A 25,556-nucleotide genomic window follows, 5' to 3' on the forward strand; every position below is an offset into this window, starting at 1 on the left:
TGATGATTTCATAGACGAAGCTTTATCATATGCAAAGCGAAATTTAGAGCAATCCAAAGAAACTTAGAGCAATTCTATGAAGATATTGTACTATTTTTTCATATTTAGTTTACAGAGCCGAACATATTAAATTTGTTATTAAATAAAACATTTACGTTTGTTTATATTATATCAAACTTTGATAAAAAAGTCACTAACTCTTTTTATTAAATATATAAAGGACTAGTCTTTTTAACTAGTCCTTATAACTTCTTTTAAACTATATTAACTTCTTTACTTCCACCATAGCTTTATCATAATCTGGATGATTTGTTACTTCCTTTACATATTCTACATATCTAACTACATTATCTTTATCAAATATTACTATACCTCTACTTAGAAGTCTAAATTCCTCTATTACAAATCCATAATTCATGCCAAATGATAAATCCTTATGATCAGATAAAGTGATTACTTTATCTATATTATTAGCGGAACAAAATCTTTTCTGTGCAAAAGGTAAATCTACAGAAATAGTTAGTATAGTCACATCTCCAAGCTCAGTTGCTGTTTCATTAAAGTTTATTGTTTGAAGCTCACATACACCAGTATCTAAAGAAGGTACTACTGATATTATCTTTACTCCATCCCCTGCATCTTCTAAGGTAAATGGGGATAAATCACTTTTTAATACAGTAAATTCTGGTGCCTTATCTCCAACCTTTATTTCTTTTCCTAATAATGTAACTGGATTTCCTCCCATAGTCACAAGGTCTTTTCTTTTTTCCATAATCTATTTCTCCTTTCATTGGTATCTAAAATAATTGATTTCCCAATGAATTTACCCTGAAATAGTCGGAACTAATCATTTGATATTATTATATTTCCGTAGATTTAAAACCTTTACCCTTTACTTCTACTACATCAGTTATAGTGAAAAAGGCTTTTGGATCTACTTCATTGACTATTTCTTTTAATTTAGCAATCTCACGAGATGTAAGAATACAGTATATAATATTCTTATCTTCATGAGTATATCCACCTTGACCCTTTAGAAATGTAACTCCCCTATGCAACTGTTCTATAATTGCAGTTGATAGTTCTTTGGATTTCTCTGATACTATTACTACATTCTTCTGTACATTAAATCCAGTTTGAACCTTATCTAGTATTTGATATCCTATATACATAGAAATCAAAGTATACATAGCAGCTTTATATCCAAATAGCAAGGATGATAGAGTTATTATAACAGTGTTTACCATCATCAAGCCTGTCCCAATATTTACATTAAGCTTTCTTTTAAGAATTGCAGCTATAACATCCAGCCCTCCTTGGCAAGTACCATTTCTAAACATTAATCCCATACCAAGTCCATTTAATACTGCTCCAAAAACTGACCCTAGAAGAATATCTTCAACTATAAAGTATTTAGAAATATCTTTAGTTATTGTAAGCCATGATGAAAAAACAAGCATAGATATAAATGCATAGGTAATAAACTTCTTATCTATCATTCTGACACCTACTACAAATATAGGAAGATTTATTAAAAATACTGATATTCCTGCTGGCATCTCTGTCAAATACTGAGTCATTATAGCAACGCCTCCAACTCCACCACTTAAAAGTCCATTTGGAACAAAGAATAAATTAAAAGCTAGAGAACATAGTAAGTTTCCAATTACTATGAATAATATTTTTGTAAATATCTCCCTAATTCCTCCTAGTTTTGATTGTGCTACATCAATTGTTTTCATTTATAAACTCCTCATTTTTATAATATATTGGTGGTAAATGTATACCCAAATAATACTACTTTATCATACAAATATCAATTGTTACTTATAGATTAATCGTAATAAAATAAAAAATCCACTCATATAAATAAGGAGATTTTTTATTTTATATTTTAACTTATAGTTCTGATATAATTAGTTGCCTCCTTGGAAACATCTAAGATCATCTTTATCCATCTATCTTTATTTTCTTTCGTAAATCTTGATTTTGGACCTGAAATTGAAATACAAGAAATAATCTCATTATTAACTCCAAATATTGGAGCTCCAATACAACTAACTCCTATTTCTCTTTCTTCATCATCTAAACCATATCCTTGCTTTTTTATAAGATCTATCTCTTCCATTAATTTATCCTTGTCTGTAATTGTTTTATTAGTATATTTTATTAATTCAATACTATCTAGTATATGCTCCTGTTTAGATCTAGGTTGATAGGCTAGTAGAATTTTTCCTGCACCAGTACAATGTAATGGAGCTGATACGCCTATTTTAGTAAACATCTTTAACAATCTATTACTTTCTTCTTGGGCAATATATACAATTTGGTTATTGTCTAAAATAGTTAAGTTAGAAGTTTCTCCGGTCAATTCTTTTAGCTTTCTTAGATATGGTTTTAGAATAATAGAAATATCATTTTGTTCATAAGCTCGCATTCCTATTTGCCATAGCTTCAACCCTAATTTAAACTTTTTAGTCGTTTCATTTTGTTCAATTATATTACATTCTTTTAAAGTATTTAATAAATGATATGTGGCGCTAACCCCATAGTTCAATGCCTCACTTATCTCCGTTACTCCTAATTCTTTTTCAGATAATGCCATGTAATCTATAACATCAAAAGCCTTAATAACTGATCTTATAGTTTTCTTTTGTTTTTCTTCTACTTCATTAGTCATATTGTCCTCCTGATATTCAACATTTATCTTATGGTATTTATTTACTATTGGTAAATTATTATACCATTTAATATGCTCTTTTACCATATTTATCTTTATACTAATTAAAGGAGGCTGTTTTAAAATTATAATTTTAAAACAGCCTCCAGATTAATGATATATATGATGTATTTCTAGTTTTTAATTTAAGCCATTAATTCTTTTAATAACGTAGTTATCCCAGCTCCAAGCTCACTGTTTTTGCCCATTCTGTACAATGTTCTCTCGATTGCAGAGATTGCACTTACCATATCATGTGTATCGATATTACCCATATGTCCGATTCTACACATTTTTCCAGCATATGCTGCTAAACCTCCTGCTACCACTGCACCTTCTTCTGCTAATATTTTTCTGAACTCAACATCATCTATTCCTTCTGGATATATTGCATTTGATAATGTAACTGCTCTATGTTCTTTATCTGCTAATAATGTAAAGCCCATAGCCTCTAAAGCTGCCTGCATTGCTCTTGCATTTTTTCTATGTCTTTCATATCTATTTTCTATTCCTTCTTCTTTGATTATTCTTACTGATTCTTTAAGTGCCCAAATCATATTTACTGCTGGTGTAGCAAAGTATTTTGAAGGATCATTCATAATTGGAAGCCATTTATCAAAATCAATATAATACTCTGGAATTCTTCCAAGTTCTTTTCTTCTCTCCATTGCTTTAGGTCCTGCCCATACTATTGCAAGTCCTGGTGCTACTCCAAATGCTTTCTGTGACCCAGTGATTAAAATATCTATATTCATATCATCTACATACTCTGGTTCAGCTGCAGTAGCACAAACTCCGTCAACTATATACATTGTCTCAGGGAACTTTTTCATCATTTCACCAATTTCTTTTATTGGAGCACAAACCCCTGTTGATGTATCAACATGAGTTACTGTAATAGCATCATATTTCTTTTCACTTAATTTTGCTTCAATATCTTTTACAGGTACAATTTTTCCCCACTCACTGCTTATCACATCTACATTTATACCTTTTCTCTCTGCAAGATCAATAAATCTATCTCCAAAGAATCCATTTGATACAATAAGTAAATTATCACCTGATTTTAAAGTATTTGCTATACCCATTTCCATTGCCATTGTACCAGTTCCTGCAACAACGAAAACTTCTCCTTCTGTTTTCCATAGTGTTTTCAAATCTTCAACAAGTTCTTTAAAATCTTTAATAAAGTTAGGATCTCCAAATGCAACAGTTTCCCTACCCATTTGATCTTGAATTGACCTTACTACAGGTGTAGGTCCTGGGATCATTACTAATTTACGATTTTTCATTATTATTTCCTCCCTTTTTACTATTGTTAATTATTATTCTACCATGTTAAATATAATGAATCAATAAGTAAAATTATTTTTTGACAAAACTTTACATAATAAGCTACCATTTTCTAAGATGGTAGCTTATTATGTAGTATATATTTTTATTATTGAGGGCTACTTACAGCTTTGGATAGTGCCATTTCTTCTTTTTTTCTTAATCTTTTATGCAAGTAGGTTGTAAACAATGGGCATAAAATAGCTGTTACTACACAAGCTGCTGCAACTTGAGCAGTGGCAACTGTGGCATACATAGCAAGGTTAGGGTCAACCCCTCCAATTGCTCCAGGAGTTGCTACCGCATTACCTGCAGTGTTACCGACTGCTGCTCCAACTGCAGTTTTTCTTTCTTTCCCAAAAAACCAATTATAAACCCAATAACATACAAAACCTGTTGTCAGAAGAGAGGTTAATCCTAATATTATTCCAGGTACTCCCGCTTTAACTACATCCATTAAATTCATTCCTGCCCCTAATGCAAATCCATTAAAGGGAATAATAATAGGTAATCCTTTTTCACATAATTCTCTAATATCTTCATCTAAGTTTCCTAATAACATTCCAAGTAATAAAGGAACTAATACTGCAACTATTGACATAAATGGAATATTTGCCATACCAGTTAATCCAAGAGCTATCATAGTAAAGAATGGCCCATCATTAAGTGATAATACAGAAATCGCCCCAACATCTGTAGGCTCTCCATATTGTCCAGCTAATATCGAGTACATTACACTATTAGAGTTTGTAAGAGCTGCAATTATAGCTAATGGAGTAATACCTAAAACACCTGCAGGTCCCCATATTTTACCTACAACTACACCTATAATTACACCTACAGCAAATTTAGTTAATGTAAGTACTGAACCCTTATAAAAAGGTAATCCTATCTGTTTTACATTGATAGAAGCACCACAACAAAAGATGAACATTCCAACAAATGTTGCTGCTCCCTTATTTGAAAATAGCGCTGTAGTAAATCCGCCTATAGCTAAGAATTGTGGGAAAAATGTATTTACAACTGCCCCTAATAATAATGGTATAACCATTAATCCGCCAGGGAATTTTTCAACAGATTTAAGTATCTTCATTTAATAAAGCCCCCTTATCCTATATTAGATTAATTACCATTCCACATATATGCATCAAATTCTTGAGGTGGGAAAGCGAACTTTCTCTTTTTGCTATGTGTTAATCCTGTTTCAACCATCATCTCTGCAATTTTAATGGCTACAGTTACAGGATCAAGTACTGGTAATCCAACTAATTCTTGAAGAGCTTCATCATATCCGCATAATCCAGCGCAACCTAATATTACAACTTCTGCTCCATCTTCTTCTACAATTTTCAAAATTTCATCTTTTAATTGATTTAATGTTTCTTCTCTATCTGTAACACATTTCTCTACATTTACATTAATAGCTCTAACTGAAGCACATTTATTTTCTAGTCTGTAAAGACGAACTAAGTCTTCTTGATAAGGGATAAATTGTTTTAACATAGTAAGTACAGTATATTTATGTCCTAGAAGACCTGCAATAGTTTGAGTCCCTTCTGAAATACTGATAACTGGAATCGAAAGTGCTTCTTTCAATGCGAAAACACCTACATTTCCAAATCCAGCAAGCACCACAGCATCTGGTTTAACTTCCTCTACCTTTTCTAATATTGCTCTAATAAATGACCAAACTGATTGATAATCTGCGAAACCACAGTCAATATTTTTTGTTCCTTTTGGATTAGTAAGAGGAATAAGTTCTGTAGTTTCTTTAGCCTTACGTGCTGCTGACTTCATAATAATACCTGTTACGATTTCAGAGCTGTTAGGATTTGCAACTAAAATTTTCATAAACACACACACTCCTTTTAATTGTTTTATATTATTTTAAACACCAGCTATTATTAGAACTAATAACAGTGTTGTTAATACTACCTAATTTTTCTATCTCTATTATCACAGTATCACCATCATCAATAACCTTACCATATCCTCCAGGGGTTCCTGTTAAAATAATATCTCCCTCATAAAGCGTCATAACATTAGATATATAGCTTATTAGATATGGAATATCGAATATCATGTCCTTTGTATTTCCCTTTTGAACTATATTTCCATTAACTATAGTTCGTATCTCTAGATTATGACTTTCTATATCACCTACTATTTCATAGCTAAGAGGTAAAAAAGTGTCAAAGGATTTAGCTCTTGTCCACTGTATATCTTCTTTCTGCAAATCCTTAGCAGTTACATCATTAGCCATAAGATAACCCCATATATATGAATCCGCATCTTCTACTGAAATACATTTGCCCTTTTTACCTATTACTATAGCTAACTCAGCTTCACAAGTTAAAGTTTCTATCATTTGATTTTTTATTATAGAATCCTCATTACCAATTATTGCTGAAGGAGCCTTTAAAAATATCAATGGTTTTTTTGGTATACTGGCTCCATCCTCTAAAATTGTGTCCGAATAGTTTAATCCTGTACAAATAATCTTTTGAGGAGTACAGGGCGGTAAAAGATTTATTTCATCAATATTTATAAAAGTATTACTTTTTTCAAAGTTAGAAAAAGAGTTGCCATGTAAGATTTCTATGTTTTCACCATGTAAAATCCCATATTGTACTTGTTCCTTATGAACGAAACGAATATATTTAATCATTATAATCACCTCTTTTTTCGTTCTATATATATTCCATAACCTTGATTATTCATGATTTCTCCATGTTTCATTACTACTTCACCTCTTACCATTGTAAGTATTGGCCACCCTTTAAATACTTGTCCAACATAAGGGGACCATTTTTCCTTTGATTTAATATCCTCTTTAGAGTACTCTTTGATTAACTCCATATCAACTATGACTAAATCCGCATCATGACCAACTATAATTGAGCCTTTTCTATAATTCAATCCATAGAGTCTAGCTGGATTAAAACTTGTAACCTCTACAAGCCTTTCAAAACTTAACAGTCCCTTATTTACTCCATTTAATAAAACCGGTAGTAAAGTCTGTATTCCTGGTATGCCATTAGGAGCTTTCCATATATCCATCAATCCTACATCTTTTTCTTTCTTTTCATAAGGACTATGGTCTGATCCAATGGTACTAATATAACCTTTATCTAATAGTTCCCATAGTCTCTTTCTATTACTTTCATCTCTCATAACAGGAGAAAACTTCAAGTATGGTCCATATTCCAAAATATCAGTGTCTATAAAAGTTAAAAAATGCGGACATGTTTCAGCATAAACTTTAACCCCTCTCTCTTGAGCTGCTTTTATTTCCATTAAAGCACTCTCCATACAAGTATGTAGTATTATCCCTTTAGCACCAGTTACTTCTAAATAATAAATTGCTCTCTTTACTGCTTCTAATTCTCCAACTTCACTATGAGACTCAATATAAGCCATAGGATCATTTCGTTCTTCTATCTTTAATCTTCTTTCTTCCAATTCAATCAATTCATTATTCTCAGCATGAATCAATGCAATTCCATCTACTTTAGCTAGTTTTTGTAAAATATCATATAAAGCATCATCTTTAACATACGGAAAATCTGCTACAGAGAAACACATAAACATTTTAATTGATGTTGCACCAGTATTCTTCCATAAAGACTCTATTATTTCAGTATTTGTAGCAGTTCCTCCAGCGTGGATTGCATAATCAATATAACCCCTTCCTTTATAAGCTCCAATAGTAAACTTGTAACTCTCCTCATCTACTATTGGCGGTATATTCATAGGATGAGATATTGCAGTAGTAATGCCTCCAGCTGCTGCAGCTGCTGTACCACTAGGAAAATCTTCTCTATTAGTTATCCCTGGGTCTTGAAAGTGAACATGTCCGTCTATAACTCCTGGAATAATAAATTTTCCTCTGGCATCAATTATTTCTAATGCATCTAGAACACTATCTTCACTTAAAATAGAGTGTATTTTTCCATCCTTTATGGCAATATTTCCTTTAAATCTTCCACTATGAGTTACTATAGTTCCACCTTTAATCACTTTGTCTATCAATTTAAATCACTCCCTTTAAATGCTCGCGCGTACATTTTGGCTAAAAAATAATAAGTATCATTTAGTAAAAGTATTCAATTGTTTAATTCTAGACTAACTATTGTGTTCGCGCGTACAAACTTAAATAAAAAAATATATTTTTTATTCTTATGCAAAATTATTAATTTAAAAATCTTTTAATAAAGCTTTGAATCCGCATAAAAATATTAGTTAAAATTATAAATCATAATCATCTATTTCTACAGATTGTTAATTATGAGTCATAATTTTAACTAAATTTTAACATAGTCGTTAAATTAAAGCAATACCAAATTAAATAATGATACTAAAATATTTTATCATATCTTATATAATTCTCTTTTATATAGATATCACAAGCCACATCTATTTCTCCCTTATGAATTTCCCTAGGTCTATAAAAGTACTTATAAAAGTTATTAGCCACTACAGCTCCTAGAAAATAAGGTCTAGCAGAAACTATTCCATCTATAGTTCCATCAAATAAATAGCTTTCTATCTCTTTATTGATACCATTTGTAATTAGTATAACATCATCCTTAAGTCCTTCTTTCTTCAAAAATTCACCAATATAATCTGCATGATAGGGAGCATATATCGCAATGGGATTATACTTGTAATAATATTTACTTAATGCTTTATAATAGCTTTCTTTAGACATCGTATCTAATCCTACATTATACTGTTCAATAAGAGGATATTCTTTTAATTTTTCATGGAAACCCCTCATTCTTTCTTTGCTCAATTCATACCCTTCGTCATAGGATAGAATTAATATTTTTCCCTTCTTCATCATTAAGTTAGCAATATAAGCGGCAGAATAAGTACCTAGGTTATAATAATCTGGCCCCACATGACAAAGTTCACTATTTTTGTAAATCATATCTAGAGTCATTAAAGGGATATTTCTTTTCTTACATTCCATAGTTACAATTTCCATATTTTCTTTACTTAAAGCACTAAATATTACTCCATCTACTGAATTTGTTTCTATTACCTCATAAAACTGTTTAATCTGTGTTTCACATTGATTTTTATCTATATTTATGTCAGTAAAAATCACTTTAATTTCTAGGTTATATCCTTGCCATATATTTGATGCTTCCTTTATCCCTTCATAAGTCTGCCACCCATAACCTTCATCTACGGTTGCAATAATAAATGCATATACTTTTTTTGTATTTTTTAGAGCTAGAATAGTAGCAGCGCTATTAGCAACATATCCCATCTTTTCAGCTTCTTTTAGTACAAGCTCTCGAGTTTTTTCGCTAACATTTTGACCTTTCAAAGCACGTGATACTGTGGCCCTAGATATATTTAATTTATCAGCAATATCTTGTTGTGTAACCATTTCTAAGCTCCTTTTATAATAAATTATATATTTTTATTATAAGTCAAATCTTTCCAAATTTAAAGTCAATAATAAAAGATACTCCCCTTTCAGTATTAAATACCTTTAAGAGAAGTATCTCCTTTAATTAAGCTTTTATTTTATCTTTGCTAATGCTTCAAGAAAGGCTTCTACATCTTCCTTATACACATATCCCATAGTACCTACTCTAAACATATCATCAGCAATAGGGTCTAGTCCTCCATTTACTACTATCCCTTGTTCTCCTAGAGCTTGGACTATTCCTTTAGCTTTTCCTGGAGCATATACTGCCGTTAAAGTTTTAGAAGCGTATTTTTCATCTTTGGGAAATATACTATATCCAAGTTCTTTAACCCCTTCTATTATTCTCATTGTATTTTCAGTATGTCTCTTATATACATTATCTAATCCTTCTTCAAATATCATTTTTAGAGCCTCATCTACTGCAAACACATTATATACAGATGGAGTATTTGGTGTTTGATTTTTTTCTTGGAATGCTCTTGCCTTCTTTAAATCAAAGTAGAATTTTGGAATATTAGAATTTTCTACTGCCCTCCAAGCCTTATCATTTAAAGATATGAATGATAATCCTGCTGGTACCATAAGTGCTTTTTGAGAACTTGATAAAACTACGTCTATATTCCATTCATCCATTCTCATTTCTAGTCCGCCTGCTCCACTTACAGAGTCTGTTATTAACAATATATCGCTATCTCCTAATGCTTTACCAAATGCTTCTAAATCATTAGATATTCCTGTTGCACTTTCATTATGAATTATAAATACTCCTTTAGTATTAGGAGTTAGATGATCCATCACCTTACCAACGTCTGCCGCTTCACCTAAATCAAATTCTACTCTAATAACTTTTAACTGATAAGCTTCTGCCATATCTGCAAACTGCTTGCTAAAAGTTCCTAAAACTGGTACTACTACTTCATCTCCAAAGGAAAAACAATTTTGTATAGCCGCTTCCATGGCCCCTGTTCCTGATGATGTTAATATATAGACTTCATTTTCTGTTTTAAATAATTTTTTTAATCCATTTCTTACTCTTTCATGAATTTCACAATATTCTTTGGATCTATGGGATATTGATTTTCTATTCATTGCATTTAAAACCCTATCTGGGACCGCCGTTGGTCCTACCATCATTGATATTTCTCTTTTCATATTTATTCCTCCTTTTTACCATGCGTAAAAATCATTTACTATTGTTAAAACCATTGTAACTCGTTTTAATAATTATGTCAATATATAAAGATAAAAAAGACCTTCTTATTCCCATAAGAAGATCTTAAATCTAGTATCTATTCTTCATTCCACCAATCTACATTTCCTAGTTGCGGAATACTTTTAGATTTGAATGTTGGATTTTTCCCCTCTCTTAACTGTCCAACGTAATCCTTTAATACTGCAAATACTATAGGAGATAATTTAGTTATTACCAATAAATTAATAACTGCTAAAATACCCATAAACACATCTGCTGTATCCCATACTAATGAAAAACTACTTATTGAGCCAAAGAATACCATAGCTAAAGCTAATATTCTATATCCAATTAGAAACACTGGATTTGTATCTAAAAATTCAATATTTGTTTCTCCATAATAATAATTTCCAATTATTGAGCTATAAGCAAATAAAAAGACGCATATTGCAATAAAAGTGCTACCCCAAGAGCCTACTTGGGAAGCTACAGCTGCCTGTGTAATCTGTACTCCTTTGAGTCCTGATGAATTTTCAAGAACTCCTGATAATAATATTATAAATGCGGTAGCACTACATACTAGAAGGGTATCTACAAAAACTCCAATACTTTGTATAAAGCCCTGCTTTATTGGATGCGATGTATCTGCTGTTGCAGCCGCATTTGGAACGCTTCCCATCCCCGCTTCATTTGAAAATAATCCTCTTCTAACACCATTCATAATTGTTACGCCTAGTGTGCCACCTGCTATCTGTGTAATCCCAAAAGCATTCTGAAATATTAATTTAAACATAGATGGAATTAAAGTTATATTTTTTATCATTATGAATATGGCCACCCCTATATATAAAGTAGCCATAATAGGTACTATAATTGCAGATACTGAAGCTATTCTCTTAACTCCACCAAATATTATATATCCTGTAATAATAACTAAAATAATCCCAGTAATAATTTCTTTAATTCCAAAAGCTTCATTAAATGCTCCTGCTATAGTATTGGACTGCACAGTATTAAATACAAATCCAAAGGTTATTGTAATTAATACTGAAAATATTACTCCAAGCCATCTCATATTTAGACCTTGCTTAATATAATATGCTGGTCCTCCTCTGAAGGTTTCCCCATCTCTAACTTTATAAATTTGTCCTAATGTGCTTTCAACTAAACTTGAACCTGCACCAATTAAGGCAATAATCCACATCCAGAATACTGCTCCTGGTCCACCTGTGGCTATGGCAATAGCTACACCAGCTATATTTCCAGTTCCTATTCTAGAAGCAGCAGATATACAGAAAGCTTGAAAGGATGATATTCCTTTCTTACCATCTCTCATTTCTGCTTCCTCTGTCAATAGACCAATACTATGACTTAATAGTGTAAATTGAGAAAATTTGCTTTTAAAAGTAAAGTAAACTCCAAGTCCAATTAGTAAAACTATTAAGATATAAGAATAAAGCCAGTTGTTTAATATTGAAACAATTTTTTCAATGCCTTGTAACATAGTATACCTCCTTAAGTAATGTTATACTGTCTATTGATATTGCATTACTGCTCTAAAGTAATATTGAATATTTTTTTATTATACTATGTTTCATTAAATATTGCAAGTTTTTTATATTTTGATTCTTTTATTGAATTATACTGAATATTCAGCTTTATCGTGTTATTTTTTATTTTTTTGCAAAACAAAAAGAGAGGAACTCTCTCTTTTCTTATACTCAAGTTGCACATATCGTCTTATACATTTTGAAGAAGGTATAAGTAGTATCAATTTCTTCTTCTGTTAGTTGATTAGAACTAAGGATTTCCGTATACTCTTTATCTTCATCTTCAAATATTTTCTCCATCCTAAACACATATACAAGATTAGTAGCTTCATCTCTTACTAGATTTAGAGCCTTAATAAATTTTATCTTATCATTTTTATAGATTTCTCCAGCAATCTTAGCAAATTCTATTGTAAACTCTCCAGAAGGATTGCTATATAGTTTCAAAATTTTACCCAATTCTTCTATATTTCTTGAATCATAGTCTCTTATATATGCAAAGATTTCATTTAATTCCTCTGGTTTTCTTGATATTTCATTCCAATCAATCCAATATAGCTCTTCTATATCAATTTTTTTCACCATTATTCTCCTCATGGTCAATATCTTCTACATCCTCTACATTTATTACATCTTCAACAATTTCTACCTCTACTTCTATGGAATCCTCATTATCATTGGAAAATTTCCATTTTTTATATACATTTAGCTCATCTGAGATTTTTTTAATTACATATGCAATTACGGCTAAATCATCAATAAATCCAGCCACTAAGAAATCCGGTATTAAATCTAATGGATTTACTAAGTATAACAAAGATATTATTATCATTATTATGGAGCCTTTTGATATTTCTCTATAATCTCCTCTCATCCAATCCTTAAGTAAATCTAAAAACAACTTTATATCTTCCCAAACTTCCATCAGTGTTTTATTGCCTTCTACCTTTTTCTTAGTTGAATTCAAGAGATTTTTCAATCTGTCCCTATCAAAATAAATTGTATTAGCCTTTCCCTCTAATCTTCTTAAAATTTCTTCAACATCTATCTTCATTTTCAAACCTCCATCTTAAGTTTCCTTCATTTCTTTATCTATAGCTCTATCTTAATTATACTATAATTTTAGCTTTTTTATCCCTAGTTTAATTTAATATTTTTGATTTCAATTATAATATAGTAAATAAAAATATAAATAAAATTTTACGAAATATTGTAAGATAGCATTTTTAAAAATCTATATAGATCAAGTTCTTTCTACAAGATCGAAATTAAATGAGAATTCTCCTATATGCCATAAAAGATTCCAATCAGATTAATGAACCTGACTGGAATCCTTTATATTTTAATTATTGACCTTTATATGGATTTGTAATTTTTCCTTCTTTAAGCTCTTTAATAGCTTCATTTACTTTGTCTTTCACCTCTTGCTTTATATCTTTTCCCCATTGCATATCCAGTACATCGTCTGCCCATCCTAGTGAAGCTCCTATAGGCTTAAGCTCACCATTTATTAATTGCTCAACAGTCTTTTTAAATAATCCCGGAGTATTATAAGTAACAGATGAAATAACAGTATCTGGGGCAACATCGTTTTGTGGTGAAATATATCCTACAGCTTTAACACCCTTTGATTTTGCAGCTTCTATTGAACCTAAACCAACTTGATTAGCACTACAGAAAATAACATCTGCCCCAGCTTCTGCCATTGCAAGAGCAGTTTCCTTACCTTTTTGTATATCCTCCCAAGAGTTTACATAGGTTTTTGTAACCTTTATTGAAGGATCAATAGTTTGTGCTGCTACTTCAAATGCATCTAAAGTACCAGCTATGACTGGAAATGGGAATGAGCCAATAGCTCCTAACTCTTTACTTTCAGTATTCATAGCAGCAACTATACCTGCTACATATCCGCCTTCCCATTCTCTGACACCGATTCCACCAACATTTGGTTCTTGACCTTCTTCACTATTTATAACCATATAGAAGGTATTAGGAAATTGAGGTCCTACTTTTTTTGCTGCATCAAAAAACTGAGTTCCATGAGCGAATACTAAATCATACCCCTTTGTTCCATAGTCTGTAAATACAGCCTCAAAATCAGCTTGCTGAACAGATTCTATATACTCCATTTTTATACCTAAATCCTTTTCTACTAGCTTTAATCCTTCATAAGCCGTAGCATTCCACCCCTGATCATTTATAGGTCCTGGTAATAATAATACTATTTTATAATCTTTCTTTCCATCTGCTGTAGTAGAAGCATCATTATCTTTTTTTGATGAACAACCTGCTAACAAACCCACTAAAAGCACTGAAACTAGGAATAATGCTAAAATTCTTTTCTTTATAAACATTTTTATTCCTCCTTTAATTTTGTATACATTTTGATTGTAACAATGAATAAAGTATCTAAGCTCCTCCCTTCCCTTTGTAATTACTTTTCATATGTTCTTCCAAGCGCCTTTGGAGACGTAGTACGTCCAACAATTCCTGTAACTGCCACTACAGTAAGTAAATATGGAAACATCAGAAGAAATTGATAAGGTATTCCTAGTCCTGCCATTTGCATTCTTATTTGAAGTGCATCTGCAACCCCAAATATTAGGGAAGCCATTAATACACCTTTGGGATTCCACTTCCCAAATATTACAGCCGCTACTGCTATAAATCCTCTTCCTGATACCATATTGTCTACAAACATATTAAATTGCCCAAGTGATAAAAAACATCCTCCAAGCCCCGCCAATGCACCAGATACCAATACACATATTGTTCTTACTTTATTTACAGGTATACCTACAGTATCTGCTGCCATTGGATGTTCTCCTACTGTTCTAATACTAAGTCCTATAGATGTTTTATAAAAAATATAATAAGATATTGGTACAAGCAAAAATGCTATATATACAAGTATGGTTTGTCTGAAAAATATTTCGCCTATTATTGGTATATTTGAAAGGATTGGAATATTCACTGGTTCAAAAGCTTTTACAGTTATAGGCACAGTAGTTATTCCAAATAATGCTCTATAAAAAAAACTAGTAAGCCCTATAGCCAAAAGATTTATTGCAACACCACTAACTATTTGATTTATTTTAATTTTCACTGTTATAAAAGCAAAAAGTGCAGATATTAAAATTCCACTAAGTATTGCAACCAAAGCCCCTATCCAATAGCTTCCAGTAAAATAAGATCCTACTACTCCTGCAAAAGCCCCAACTAACATTATGCCTTCCAAACCTATATTTACTACTCCAGATCTTTCTGAGTACATTCCTCCTAATGCAGCAAATAGTATTGGTACTGAAAGCCTAATGGATGCAGATAATAATGCAACAATAAATGTAATATTTAATATATCTTTCATTAATCCAACACCCTTTCTTTACGATTTAACATAAGTTCAATCTTAGGTCTTATGGCATTTCCCCCTAGCACAAATATTATAATTAAAGCCTGGATTATGCTTACTATATTTGCTGGAACTCCTACCCCTCTTTGCATTGAATTTGCTCCTGTTTGAAGCATACCAAGAAGTATTGATGATATAATCACACCTACAGGATTTGCATTACCTAAAAGTGCTGCTGCTATCCCATCAAAACCAACATTTTTAGAGAAATTATCCAAGAGTCTATGGTGAATACCATTTATTTCTGTAAAGCCTGCTACTCCTGCCAAAGCTCCACTTATGACTAGAGAAATTATTATATTTTTTCTAATATTTATACCTGAATACTCTGCACCATCTGGATTATGTCCTACGGCCCTAAGTCTATAGCCAAAGGGAGTTTTCCATAAAATAATATATACCATTATTGAAATTATCACTGCTATAATAAAACCTATATGTAGTCTAGTGTCGGAAACTACATAGGGAAGAAATGCATTTTCTCCTATTAAATCCGTTTGTGGATAAAAACCGCTTGATTCTCTAAGTGGTTTATCCACTAAATAACTAATAAAATATAATGCCACATAGTTAAACATTATTGTGGTAATTATCTCAGATGAGCCAAATATTCCTTTAAGTATTCCTGGTACCATTCCCCATATTCCACCTGCTATTATTGCTGCCAATAAGCAAAGAGATATGGTGATAAACGGGCTAAGATGCCCAGTTTTTAGCCCTACAAATACTGCCGCCATAGCACCTGCAAACATTTGTCCTTCCCCGCCTATATTAAATAGTCCTGTCCTAAAAGCAAATGTAAAGGAAAGTCCTGTTAATATAATAGGTGTAGCTTTTACAAAAATCTCAGCAATATTATAGATGTTTGTAAAATTCCCAAAGATTAAATATTTATAAGCTTCTAGCGGATTAACCTCTATAAATAGTAAAAGTACGCTCCCCATCAGCAACGCTAATAATACTGAGACCAGCGGTATAAAAATTGTCAAAATTTTATTCCTATTAAAGACTTTACTTGAGATTTTCTTATTAAGATAATCCTCGATTTTGTTCACAATTTTTCCTCCTTTAATTAGCTCCCGCCATCATTAAACCTATTTTGCTTTCTTCAAAATCATTCTTATCCATCTCCCCTACTATACTGCCTTTATAAATTACAGCGATTCTATCAGATAATAGGTTAATCTCTGAAAGTTCTGTAGAAATTAACAGTACTGCAGTTCCTTGCTCCTTAGCTTTTATAATCTGTTGATGAATAAATTCCGATGCTCCTATATCTACTCCTCTAGTAGGCTGCACAGCGATTAAGAGTTTTGGCAATTTATCTACTTCCCTTGCTACGACTATTTTTTGTTGGTTTCCACCTGATAGTTTCCTAGCTTCAGAATTTCTACATGGAGTTTTAATTGAATATTTTTCAATCATATGGTCAGCATGTTTATTTATTGTATTGAAATCAAACAAAAGTTTTTTTCTAAATGGAATCTTATAATAATCTTTCAATATAAGATTCTCACTAACAGAAAAATCTAATATTAATCCTCTTTTATGTCTATCTTCTGGAATATAACCTACACCTCTTTTTATTATTTCTGAAATGGACTTCCCTTTAATTTCCTCACCATTTAATAAAATACTGCCTGAATTCCCTTGAATTAAGCCAACTATTGCCTCTGCCAATTCTTTTTGTCCATTACCATCTACTCCAGCAATGCCTAAAATTTCTCCTGAGCATATTTTTAAGCTTATATTGTCTAAGCCCTTTATTCCTTTTTCCATTTCATAAGATAAATTCTTTAATTCAAGTACAGGCCCTCCTGGACAACAAACACTATCTTTTTCCATAGCTGAAAGTTCTCTGCCTATCATAAATTTTGCAAGTTCAAGTTCATTTGTCTCTTTAGTATTAATTGTCTTTGTTACTCTACCATCCCTTAATACAGTAACTCTATCACATACAAACATTACTTCCTTTAATTTATGAGTAATCAATATTATAGACATTCCAGTATCAGCCATTTTTCTAAGTGTAATAAACAACTCTTCAGTTTCTTGTGGAGTCAATACAGCTGTTGGTTCATCCATTATAAGTAGCTTTGCTCCTCTATATAAAGCTTTAACTATTTCAACTCTTTGTTGTTCTCCTACAGATAGGTCTGAAACCTTTGTATCTAAGGATATTTCCATTCCATATTTGGCCGCAATTCCTTCTATTTCCTCTTTGAGTTTTTCCTCCTTAATTACCAAACCTTTTTCCTTTCCCATGCCCATGATGATATTTTCTAATACTGTATGAACTGGTACAAGCATGAAATGTTGATGTATCATTCCTATTCCTAAATCTATGGCATCTTTAGAGGATTTTAAGTTAAGCTTTTTGTCTTCAAAAAATATTTCTCCTTTATCAGGTTGATATAGACCATATAATACATTCATTAATGTTGATTTTCCCGCACCATTTTCTCCTAAAAGAGAATGTATTTCTCCTTTCTTTACTTCAAAATCAATATCTTCATTTGCTACTAATGTTCCAAAATATTTGGATATTGAACACATCTTTAATATTGTATCCATGTTATCCCTCCCGTCTAATATTAATTACTACTCTATATGCATAATTTCTCTAAAATATTAGAATATCCTTTGTTATATTTCTATAAAACGGAGGCTGAAAGTTTAAAATATTTTGATTATTTTTTATGTATTAATTACATCCTTTTTAAAATAAATAAGTAACGCTTTTGGTGCCAGGCACCAAAAGCGTTACTTATTTACAACTCTTTTATTATACTAGCAATGGCTGTATTTGCTTACTCTTTAATGCTTCAATTATAGTTGGTATTATCATATCATAGTGAGCTATTAGTGAGGTAGATTTTTTCACAGGGTCATCTTGCCCAAAAGGTACAAAATAAACATTCTTTTTATCTAGCAACATACCTAAATTTTTTGCATTTCCACTAAGTCCATCATTAGTAGATATAGCAATTATTGCAGGTTTATTATTCCTTAGATGGGCCTTAAAAGCCATGCATACTGGTGTATCAGTAATGGCATTTGCCAGTTTTGCAAGGGTATTTCCTGTACATGGGGCTACAACTATTATGTCAAGGAAATTTCCTGGGCCTATACCCTCTGCATCCTGTATAGTAGATATAATTTCCTTACCTGTTGCCTTTGTTATCTTATCTTTCCATTCCTTTGCTAATCCAAACCTAGTATCAAAATCATTTGCATTATATGACATAATTGGATATACATCCGCTCCTTCATTAACCAATCTCTCTATTTCAACTAAAATTGTTTCAAATGTACAAAATGAACCTGTGATAGCTATACCAACCTTTACATCTTTCAATAACATTCCTATCCCCCCAACTCTTCAATAATATTATAAATAGTATCTTTCATAATTTTAGCTGCTGTCATAGGTGCTACTTTACCAGGTAGCCCCAATGCCCAAACAGTCTTTATCCCTAGTTCTTTAGACTTTTCAAAGTCTACACCACCTGGTATAGAAGCAAGGTCAACTATCAAAGATTCCTTCCTTAGTTTTAGTAACATTGCTTCATTTAAAACCATAGATGGAATAGTATTGAATATTACATCCATCTCATGAATGTAGACTCCTACCTCATTTAAATGTAATGGAATGTAGCCATAGCTGCTGATCCATGCTAAGTCCGTATAGTTCCTAGCCTCTACATATACATTTGCTCCTATGCCTTGAAGCATATTAGCCAGAACCTTACCTATTCTACCAAATCCTAAAACCATAGTGTTTGCTCCATGAATCGTAATATCTAGCTCTTCCATAGCTACTTGAATAGCACCTTCTGCTGTAGGGATAGCATTTAATACTGCCATTTCCTCTCTTCTGAGAAGATCTATAGTATTAATATTGTAGAAGGATGCAATACTAGATATTTCGTTAGATATTTTACCTGCTATAAATAGTTGATTGGAAGTCATATTCTTAAATATTTCTTCTATAATTATTTTCTCCAAATACAAAGGTGTATTTAGTAGAGTATTGTCATTAGAGCATGGTAGTGGTCCTATAACTATATTAGATTCTTTAATAGCTAAGTCTAGTTTCTCACTTATTTCTAACGTGTTATTTTCTAACCTATCAAAACCAAATAATTTAATATTATGACCATCTTTTCTAAGCAGTTTTGCTAATTTAATACTTCTCTCATCTCCACCTAATACTGATATTCTCATACCTTCCCTCCCATACTTAAAAAGACATTAAGTAATACATATTATGTATTTAAAAATTTAAGGTGCTTGTATATCTATACAAAAGAAAAAGCCTTAATGAATATCATTAAGACTTTTAAAATATTTATTAATCTAATCAAATTTTCCATTACCCTCCAAAGTACCATAATTTAAATCATCTCTAATCATAAGAACAACATCAGGCTTATGCTCTTTAATATAATCATATAAGCTCTTATCTTTATAATGTCTTAAATCCAATATTCGAGTTTCATTAAAATGATAGTAAAGTAGTGGTTCCATTGCATTCGTAAAAGAGTCACCAAAAATCAATAAATTAGGCAGATCTTTTCTATTAGTTTTGATAACAGTTTCTGCATGATCTCCCCCCATAAATACATTATAGGTAGGTCTTCCATCATTGTCCTTATTAATTTGATAGAAATCAGGATCCAATTGTCCATTTGTGAGCTTCTCATATGAGATTTTTTCAATAGGATAACCAATTTCTATCTTTTCATCTGTAGGATATAGATAAGCTAGTTTTCTATTTCTACTTCCTAAAATCGGATTAGGAAGAGTAGTGAAATCTATTTCGTCTTCTGTCAAAGGCAATCTAACATTATCTATCCTAACTTTATCGATTAAATTTTGAATTATCTCTGTATAAGCCTTATATGCTCCTCTAAATGTATAATGATGATCAGTTTTAAAATAATAATCTTCCCTAAGATCTTGTCTATATTTTTCAGTCATATTAATATAATTGATCTTGTTTTCTTTTAATGCTTTAAATATAATTGTTTCATTATTATTTAAATACTCTTCATTGTTACGATAATAATCTGGATATTTGCTTCTCAAATAAGAAGCCTGCTCTGGAATACCAACAAATAAAAAATGTCCGCCATATTCCCTAATATATTTATCAAGATCACGAATATTATCAGCCATAGTATTAATTTTTTCACTATAAAATTTAAAATCATGATTTGTATTAAACGGTATAAATGGTAATAGATTTCCTTCTTTAGCCATTACAATTTTATTAATATCACTTTTATTTAAAATGGACATATTTAGAAAAATATATTTCTCAATCCAATAATCCCTACCATAAATATGGTCTGTTAAATAAGTTTCCCACCCTTTAAAATATTCTCCACTTAGTAAGGACTCTCTGGTAAAGAATGGGGCATTTGCTAATGTTCTATTCTCAAGTATAGATACTTTCTCATCTTCTGTAATTATAGTCATAAATATGCCTAAATAAATTATAAACAGAAAAGAAACTATCAGGTAATATTTTTTAAGACTTTTCATTAAAACACCTCTAAAATCTAAAGTAAATAAATGGGTTGAATGTTGAATTTATCAAATACATAATGCATAGTAAAAATAATGCTATAATAAAAAACGGCTTTACATAATCAATGATTAATACTTTAATCCATGAATTTGACATCTTATCTAATCTCTTCTGAATAGCAGGATAGACTGGAATAGATGCTATTATAGCTATTATAAATAGATATTTGTATTCAATTAAATAATATATTCCTTGTGAACTGATCAATCCTTGTCCACCTATGCCAAACATAGCCATAAGATAATCTTTAGCATATGAAATGGTTTCAGATCTAAAAAGTAACCATCCTATAATTACAAAAAACATTGTATATATATGTTGAAATGGTCTCTTTAATTTTTCAATATATTCTCCAACAAACATCTTTTCTAATACTAATATAAATCCATAATATAATCCCCAAAGAATAAAGTTCCAAGCTGCTCCATGCCACAATCCAGTTAGAAACCACACTATAAATATATTTCTTAAAAATTTACTTTTACTTACTCTATTACCTCCTAAAGGTATATAAACATAATCTCTAAACCAAGTACTTAGAGATATATGCCAACGTCTCCAAAATTCAGTAATAGATCTAGAGATATATGGATAATTGAAGTTCTCCAAAAATTCAAATCCAAACATATGCCCTAGCCCAATTGCCATATCTGAATATCCTGAAAAATCAAAGTAAATTTGTGCAGTATATGATATTATTCCAATCCATGCAAGGATTACAGACAAATCTGATGTTTGAAGCTTAAATATTTCATCGGCAATAAAACCTACATTATTAGCGATTAAAACTTTTTTACTTAAACCTAATATGAATCTTTCAATTCCATAAGAGAAACCTTCTAAGCTTTCAGTTCTATCGTCTATTTGCTCTGCTACTGTTTCATATCTTACAATTGGACCAGCAATTAATTGTGGAAAAAGAGATATATACAAAGCAACATTAAACGGATTTCTCTGAACTTTACCATCACCACGATAGACATCTATAACATAACTTAATCCTTGGAATGTAAAGAACGAAATTCCAATAGGCATTACAATATTAAGTAAAGGAAGTGATGAATTAAATATTTGATTAATATTCTCTACTATAAAATTAGTATATTTATAATATCCAATAATAAAAAGATTGATAAATACAGATAAAAATATAATAAATCTAGCCATCTTCTTTTCATTTCTATACTTATCTACAAATAGTCCCATTAAATAATTCACAAATATGGATAGAAGCATAATAATTAAATACTTTGGTTCTCCATATCCATAAAAAAACAAGCTAAATATCAATAGTACTGAATTTCTCAACTTCCTTGGAGATATATAATAGAGCAAAATTACTGATGGTAAAAAAACAAATAAGAAAATAAGACTACTAAATAACATAATTTCCTCCTGAAATTTATTTATGATATTTAGTATATCATAAATCTCATGATTTCAAAACCATGTACATTTTTAGATATAGCTTATTTATTATTCATGCCTTATGGGCTTTAATATACTAATTTGGGTATAAATATAATATAAAACATATTATAAAATATAGAGAGGGGATTATTTATGTATAATATAAGAGCATTTTCAGATTTCGCATGACCATTTTGCTACTTTGGATTAGGTTTAGTCGAAAAACTTAAAAAAGATGGAATAGAATATAATATAGAATGGATACCATTTGAACTAGATCCCAATACTCCTTTAGAAGGAATGAATCTATTTGATGTATATCCAAGGGAATATGTAGTAAATTCTTTAAAATATTTATCCATGTTAGGAGAAGATCTAGATATTGAATATAACAATATCAATAGTAAGTTTAACACTAGGAGAGCTCACTTAGGCGGATATTATGCTAAGGATCAAAATAAGTATACTCAATATTCTGAAGCAGTATTTAAAGCATACTTTACCCTTGGTTTAAATGTCGCTGATAAAAATGTGTTAAATGAAATCGCTAAAATTATAGGTTTAAATATATCAGAAATGAATGAAGCTATAGATTCTGGAAAATATACTGATAAACTTATGGAAGATTATAAACTGGCTGTAGAATATAAGATAACCTCTGTCCCAACTTTTATTATCAATAATAAGATGCGTATCTCAGGTATAAAGGAATATAATGAATTTAAAAAATATTTTTAGAAAATAATATAAATTAAACATACTAAGGTGGAGCAATGCTCCACCTTAGATTGTTGACTAATGGCTTCTTGGTTTGCTAAAAATCAAGAAGCCATTACAATTTCGTTATAAATTTCTTCAAGAACTTCAAATATTGACACAAACAAGCGAGAAAGTAAAGGGGTTAGACCATCGTACGGCATGATAGGCGTTTTGCCATCATCAATAATCATTTTAGCGATTGTAGGGATTTTATAACTAGCATCAACAATTACATTCTTAATTCCGTCATACTTTTCTCTAAGTTTGTTATACAACAACGGAAAAACTGCTGAATCATGAAAATTTCCTGCTGTAGCTTCAAACCATAAAATGTAATTGTGCTTGCTCGGTAAGTGTGTTATTAATCCACTATCTCAAACGTAAATACAACGGGGTTTACAATATTTTCGCTAAGGGGCGACACATCAACTGACTTAATCTTCAGTTTTATTCCCAATGCTTTTTGGTATTCATACAAACGTCCACCTGCGCATCTTTCAAAATATGTTTCAATTGATGCCGGAAATCGAAACATTCCTTTTGGCGCATGCTTGTAGTATCCATGGTTACAGGCAAAAGTGACTGTGATTGTATTATCATCATTCAAAACCGCTGTTCTACCAAAGGTATTTGTAAATAGTTCCAGCCTTTCGGCAAGGGGCTTGTCAGCGTGTTCAAGTGCGAAGGCTTTGCGTTCTTTATCGTACCCAGTACCGCTACAACTTCCGTTTTGCTCGTATAGCCGGAAGCGTTGCTCCTTGGTGAGCTGCTCTTCCATCGCTTTTATAAATTTTTCATCGCATTCGTCTCCTTTATATGTTTGAACAATGTGTTCAAACAAAGGCAATATATCATCAGGAATTTCATTTTTACGCATTCGCATAATTTTCAGCATAGTTTTCATTTGCATAGACCCTCCTCTTTAATATCCATCACAAGATAATATAAAATTTGTTCGTTACGTCGTAAAATTAGTATATTATACCAAACATTTCTTTTCTACAGTTTAAATATGATATTAATTTAACTAGTTTGCATATTATCCGAAAAATGTTATCTACATTATAACACCATTCATACAAAAAGGCTATCGGCATATGAATGTCGATAGCCTGAGGTGGAGCAATGCTCCACCTTTTAAAATAAAAATAATACTGCTACACCTGCAACGGTTGTTATCGCCCCTAGTATTTCTTTAAGTTTTATCTTCTCTTTAAAAACTAACATTGATAATGGTATTATAGTTACTGGAACTATTGAAGTTATCGTAGATGATATTCCCGCTGAAGTATATTGCAAGGATAGTAATGATAATGATACTCCAACAAAGGGTCCAAATATAGAACCTATAGTAATTCCCAACATTGCCTTTTTATCTTTTAACGCTAACTTCAAGTCATCCCATTTTTTCAAATATATAAACAATATTGTAAAACTTATAAATCCAGCTATTATACGTATCTGAGTTGCTGCAAAGGGGTTATATTCTCCCATACCTATTTTACTAAATATTAGTCCTACCGATTGTCCAAGAGAACCTAAAAATGCATAAGTAAGTCCCTTTACCGAATGGGTTACTTTTATCTTTTTCTCATCAGGATTTTTACTCAATATAACTATTGCTATTCCAAGGAGTGTTATTGCCATTCCAAGAATACTAATTAATCTTAGCTTTTCACCAAAAATAATAAATCCAAGTAATGCCGCAATAGGTGGAGATGTGGCCATTATCAGCATAGATACTCTAGACCCCACCTCTAGATAGGATTGAAATAAAAATAAATCACCTATAAAAAACCCTATTAATCCAGATATACTTAAAAATATCCAATTTTTTGATGTTGCATCAATAGGTAGAAAATATCCTCTAGTAAAAAAGGTAAATACACTAATGAATATAAAACCTGTAACTAATCGAATATAATTTACTGATAATGATCCCACTTTTCTTCCTGATAACTCAAATGCCGTAGCACTTAATGACCAACAAAAGGCAGTGGCTAGTGCAGCTAATTCTCCTACGTTTGATTTAAGCATCTTCAGTCCTCTCTTTCACAATTAACTATAGGATTATAATATAGTATTTTATTGATTCATTCAATATGATATTTAGGGAGGACTAAGGAACTATCTTGCTAAT

The 25,556-nt window shown here is 31.1% G+C and carries 24 protein-coding genes and 1 pseudogene; 1 reads left to right on the forward strand and 24 read right to left on the reverse strand.

The features are described 5' to 3' along the window. Nucleotides 1–259: 259 nt before the first annotated feature. The 21 genes from tpx to KQI38_RS12075 form a co-directional block, all read right to left on the reverse strand. Nucleotides 260–772, reverse strand: coding sequence for a thiol peroxidase (gene tpx / locus KQI38_RS11975; RefSeq protein WP_216559716.1), 513 nt, complete (start codon nt 770–772; stop codon nt 260–262). Between the two features lie 88 nt (nt 773–860). Next, nucleotides 861–1,742 carry a YitT family protein gene (locus KQI38_RS11980; protein WP_216559718.1) on the reverse strand — a complete coding sequence of 294 codons (882 nt, stop codon included), beginning with the start codon at nt 1,740–1,742 and terminating at the stop codon, nt 861–863. Nucleotides 1,743–1,894: 152 nt separating this feature from the next. After that, nucleotides 1,895–2,680, reverse strand: a complete 786-nt coding sequence (locus KQI38_RS11985) for an IclR family transcriptional regulator (RefSeq protein ID WP_216559720.1) — start codon at nt 2,678–2,680, stop codon at nt 1,895–1,897. A 185-nt stretch (nt 2,681–2,865) separates the two neighbouring features. Continuing rightward, nucleotides 2,866–4,011 carry a pyridoxal-phosphate-dependent aminotransferase family protein gene (locus KQI38_RS11990; RefSeq protein ID WP_216559722.1) on the reverse strand — a complete coding sequence of 382 codons (1,146 nt, stop codon included), beginning with the start codon at nt 4,009–4,011 and terminating at the stop codon, nt 2,866–2,868. A 149-nt stretch (nt 4,012–4,160) separates the two neighbouring features. Beyond that, a complete protein-coding gene (locus tag KQI38_RS11995) occupies nt 4,161–5,144 on the reverse strand; it encodes a 2-keto-3-deoxygluconate permease (RefSeq protein ID WP_216559724.1) in 984 nt (327 codons plus the stop codon). Nucleotides 5,145–5,173: 29 nt separating this feature from the next. After that, nucleotides 5,174–5,902, reverse strand: a complete 729-nt coding sequence (locus KQI38_RS12000; RefSeq protein WP_216559726.1) for an aspartate/glutamate racemase family protein — start codon at nt 5,900–5,902, stop codon at nt 5,174–5,176. A gap of 31 nt (nt 5,903–5,933) precedes the next feature. Further along, nucleotides 5,934–6,719, reverse strand: a complete 786-nt coding sequence (locus KQI38_RS12005) for a fumarylacetoacetate hydrolase family protein (RefSeq protein ID WP_216559729.1) — start codon at nt 6,717–6,719, stop codon at nt 5,934–5,936. Between the two features lie 5 nt (nt 6,720–6,724). Beyond that, nucleotides 6,725–8,083 carry a dihydroorotase gene (locus KQI38_RS12010; protein WP_216559731.1) on the reverse strand — a complete coding sequence of 453 codons (1,359 nt, stop codon included), beginning with the start codon at nt 8,081–8,083 and terminating at the stop codon, nt 6,725–6,727. A gap of 325 nt (nt 8,084–8,408) precedes the next feature. After that, nucleotides 8,409–9,452: a substrate-binding domain-containing protein gene (locus tag KQI38_RS12015; protein WP_216559733.1), complete on the reverse strand. Its 1,044-nt coding sequence runs from the start codon at nt 9,450–9,452 to the stop codon at nt 8,409–8,411. 135 nt (nt 9,453–9,587) lie between these two features. Next, nucleotides 9,588–10,649 (reverse strand): pyridoxal-phosphate-dependent aminotransferase family protein, encoded by a 1,062-nt coding sequence (locus KQI38_RS12020; RefSeq protein ID WP_216559735.1) that lies wholly within the window; start codon nt 10,647–10,649, stop codon nt 9,588–9,590. Nucleotides 10,650–10,786: 137 nt separating this feature from the next. Then, on the reverse strand, nt 10,787–12,193 hold the full coding sequence (locus KQI38_RS12025; RefSeq protein ID WP_216559738.1) for an alanine/glycine:cation symporter family protein: 1,407 nt from the start codon (nt 12,191–12,193) through the stop codon (nt 10,787–10,789). A 217-nt stretch (nt 12,194–12,410) separates the two neighbouring features. Continuing rightward, on the reverse strand, nt 12,411–12,821 hold the full coding sequence (locus KQI38_RS12030; protein WP_216559741.1) for a hypothetical protein: 411 nt from the start codon (nt 12,819–12,821) through the stop codon (nt 12,411–12,413). After that, nucleotides 12,808–13,293, reverse strand: a complete 486-nt coding sequence (locus KQI38_RS12035; RefSeq protein ID WP_246565811.1) for a YkvA family protein — start codon at nt 13,291–13,293, stop codon at nt 12,808–12,810. The genes KQI38_RS12030 and KQI38_RS12035 overlap by 14 nt, the downstream gene beginning before the upstream one ends. 292 nt (nt 13,294–13,585) lie before the next feature. Then, nucleotides 13,586–14,593, reverse strand: coding sequence for a BMP family protein (locus KQI38_RS12040; protein WP_216559742.1), 1,008 nt, complete (start codon nt 14,591–14,593; stop codon nt 13,586–13,588). A gap of 80 nt (nt 14,594–14,673) precedes the next feature. After that, a complete protein-coding gene (locus tag KQI38_RS12045; protein ID WP_216559744.1) occupies nt 14,674–15,606 on the reverse strand; it encodes an ABC transporter permease in 933 nt (310 codons plus the stop codon). Then, nucleotides 15,606–16,706, reverse strand: coding sequence for an ABC transporter permease (locus KQI38_RS12050; RefSeq protein ID WP_216559746.1), 1,101 nt, complete (start codon nt 16,704–16,706; stop codon nt 15,606–15,608). The genes KQI38_RS12045 and KQI38_RS12050 overlap by 1 nt, the downstream gene beginning before the upstream one ends. A gap of 13 nt (nt 16,707–16,719) precedes the next feature. Beyond that, nucleotides 16,720–18,225, reverse strand: a complete 1,506-nt coding sequence (locus tag KQI38_RS12055) for an ABC transporter ATP-binding protein (protein ID WP_216559747.1) — start codon at nt 18,223–18,225, stop codon at nt 16,720–16,722. A 211-nt stretch (nt 18,226–18,436) separates the two neighbouring features. Next, nucleotides 18,437–19,015: a dipicolinate synthase subunit B gene (locus KQI38_RS12060; protein WP_216559749.1), complete on the reverse strand. Its 579-nt coding sequence runs from the start codon at nt 19,013–19,015 to the stop codon at nt 18,437–18,439. A 2-nt stretch (nt 19,016–19,017) separates the two neighbouring features. Next, nucleotides 19,018–19,878, reverse strand: coding sequence for a dipicolinate synthase subunit DpsA (gene dpsA, locus KQI38_RS12065; protein WP_216559751.1), 861 nt, complete (start codon nt 19,876–19,878; stop codon nt 19,018–19,020). Nucleotides 19,879–20,010: 132 nt separating this feature from the next. After that, nucleotides 20,011–21,201, reverse strand: a complete 1,191-nt coding sequence (locus KQI38_RS12070; RefSeq protein WP_216559752.1) for a DHHW family protein — start codon at nt 21,199–21,201, stop codon at nt 20,011–20,013. 10 nt (nt 21,202–21,211) lie between these two features. Further along, a complete protein-coding gene (locus KQI38_RS12075) occupies nt 21,212–22,633 on the reverse strand; it encodes an MBOAT family O-acyltransferase (protein ID WP_216559754.1) in 1,422 nt (473 codons plus the stop codon). A gap of 225 nt (nt 22,634–22,858) precedes the next feature. Here KQI38_RS12075 and KQI38_RS12080 point away from each other — a divergent pair. Next, nucleotides 22,859–23,395: pseudogene (locus KQI38_RS12080) on the forward strand (DsbA family oxidoreductase); the annotation flags it as partial. 83 nt (nt 23,396–23,478) lie between these two features. Here KQI38_RS12080 and KQI38_RS12085 read toward each other — a convergent pair. The 3 genes from KQI38_RS12085 to KQI38_RS12095 all read right to left on the reverse strand — a co-directional run bounded on the left by KQI38_RS12085 (nt 23,479) and on the right by KQI38_RS12095 (nt 25,453). Then, nucleotides 23,479–23,691, reverse strand: coding sequence for a hypothetical protein (locus KQI38_RS12085; protein ID WP_216559757.1), 213 nt, complete (start codon nt 23,689–23,691; stop codon nt 23,479–23,481). A gap of 86 nt (nt 23,692–23,777) precedes the next feature. Next, complete coding sequence (locus KQI38_RS12090) at nt 23,778–24,320, reverse strand: hypothetical protein (protein ID WP_216559758.1); 543 nt, start codon at nt 24,318–24,320, stop codon at nt 23,778–23,780. 233 nt (nt 24,321–24,553) lie between these two features. Further along, the gene (locus KQI38_RS12095; RefSeq protein ID WP_216559761.1) at nt 24,554–25,453 is read right to left on the reverse strand and encodes a DMT family transporter; all 900 of its coding nucleotides are present in this window, start codon (nt 25,451–25,453) and stop codon (nt 24,554–24,556) included. Nucleotides 25,454–25,556: the final 103 nt, after the last annotated feature.

Source organism: Tissierella carlieri (assembly GCF_018917285.1).
Taxonomy (GTDB): domain Bacteria; phylum Bacillota; class Clostridia; order Tissierellales; family Tissierellaceae; genus Tissierella; species Tissierella carlieri.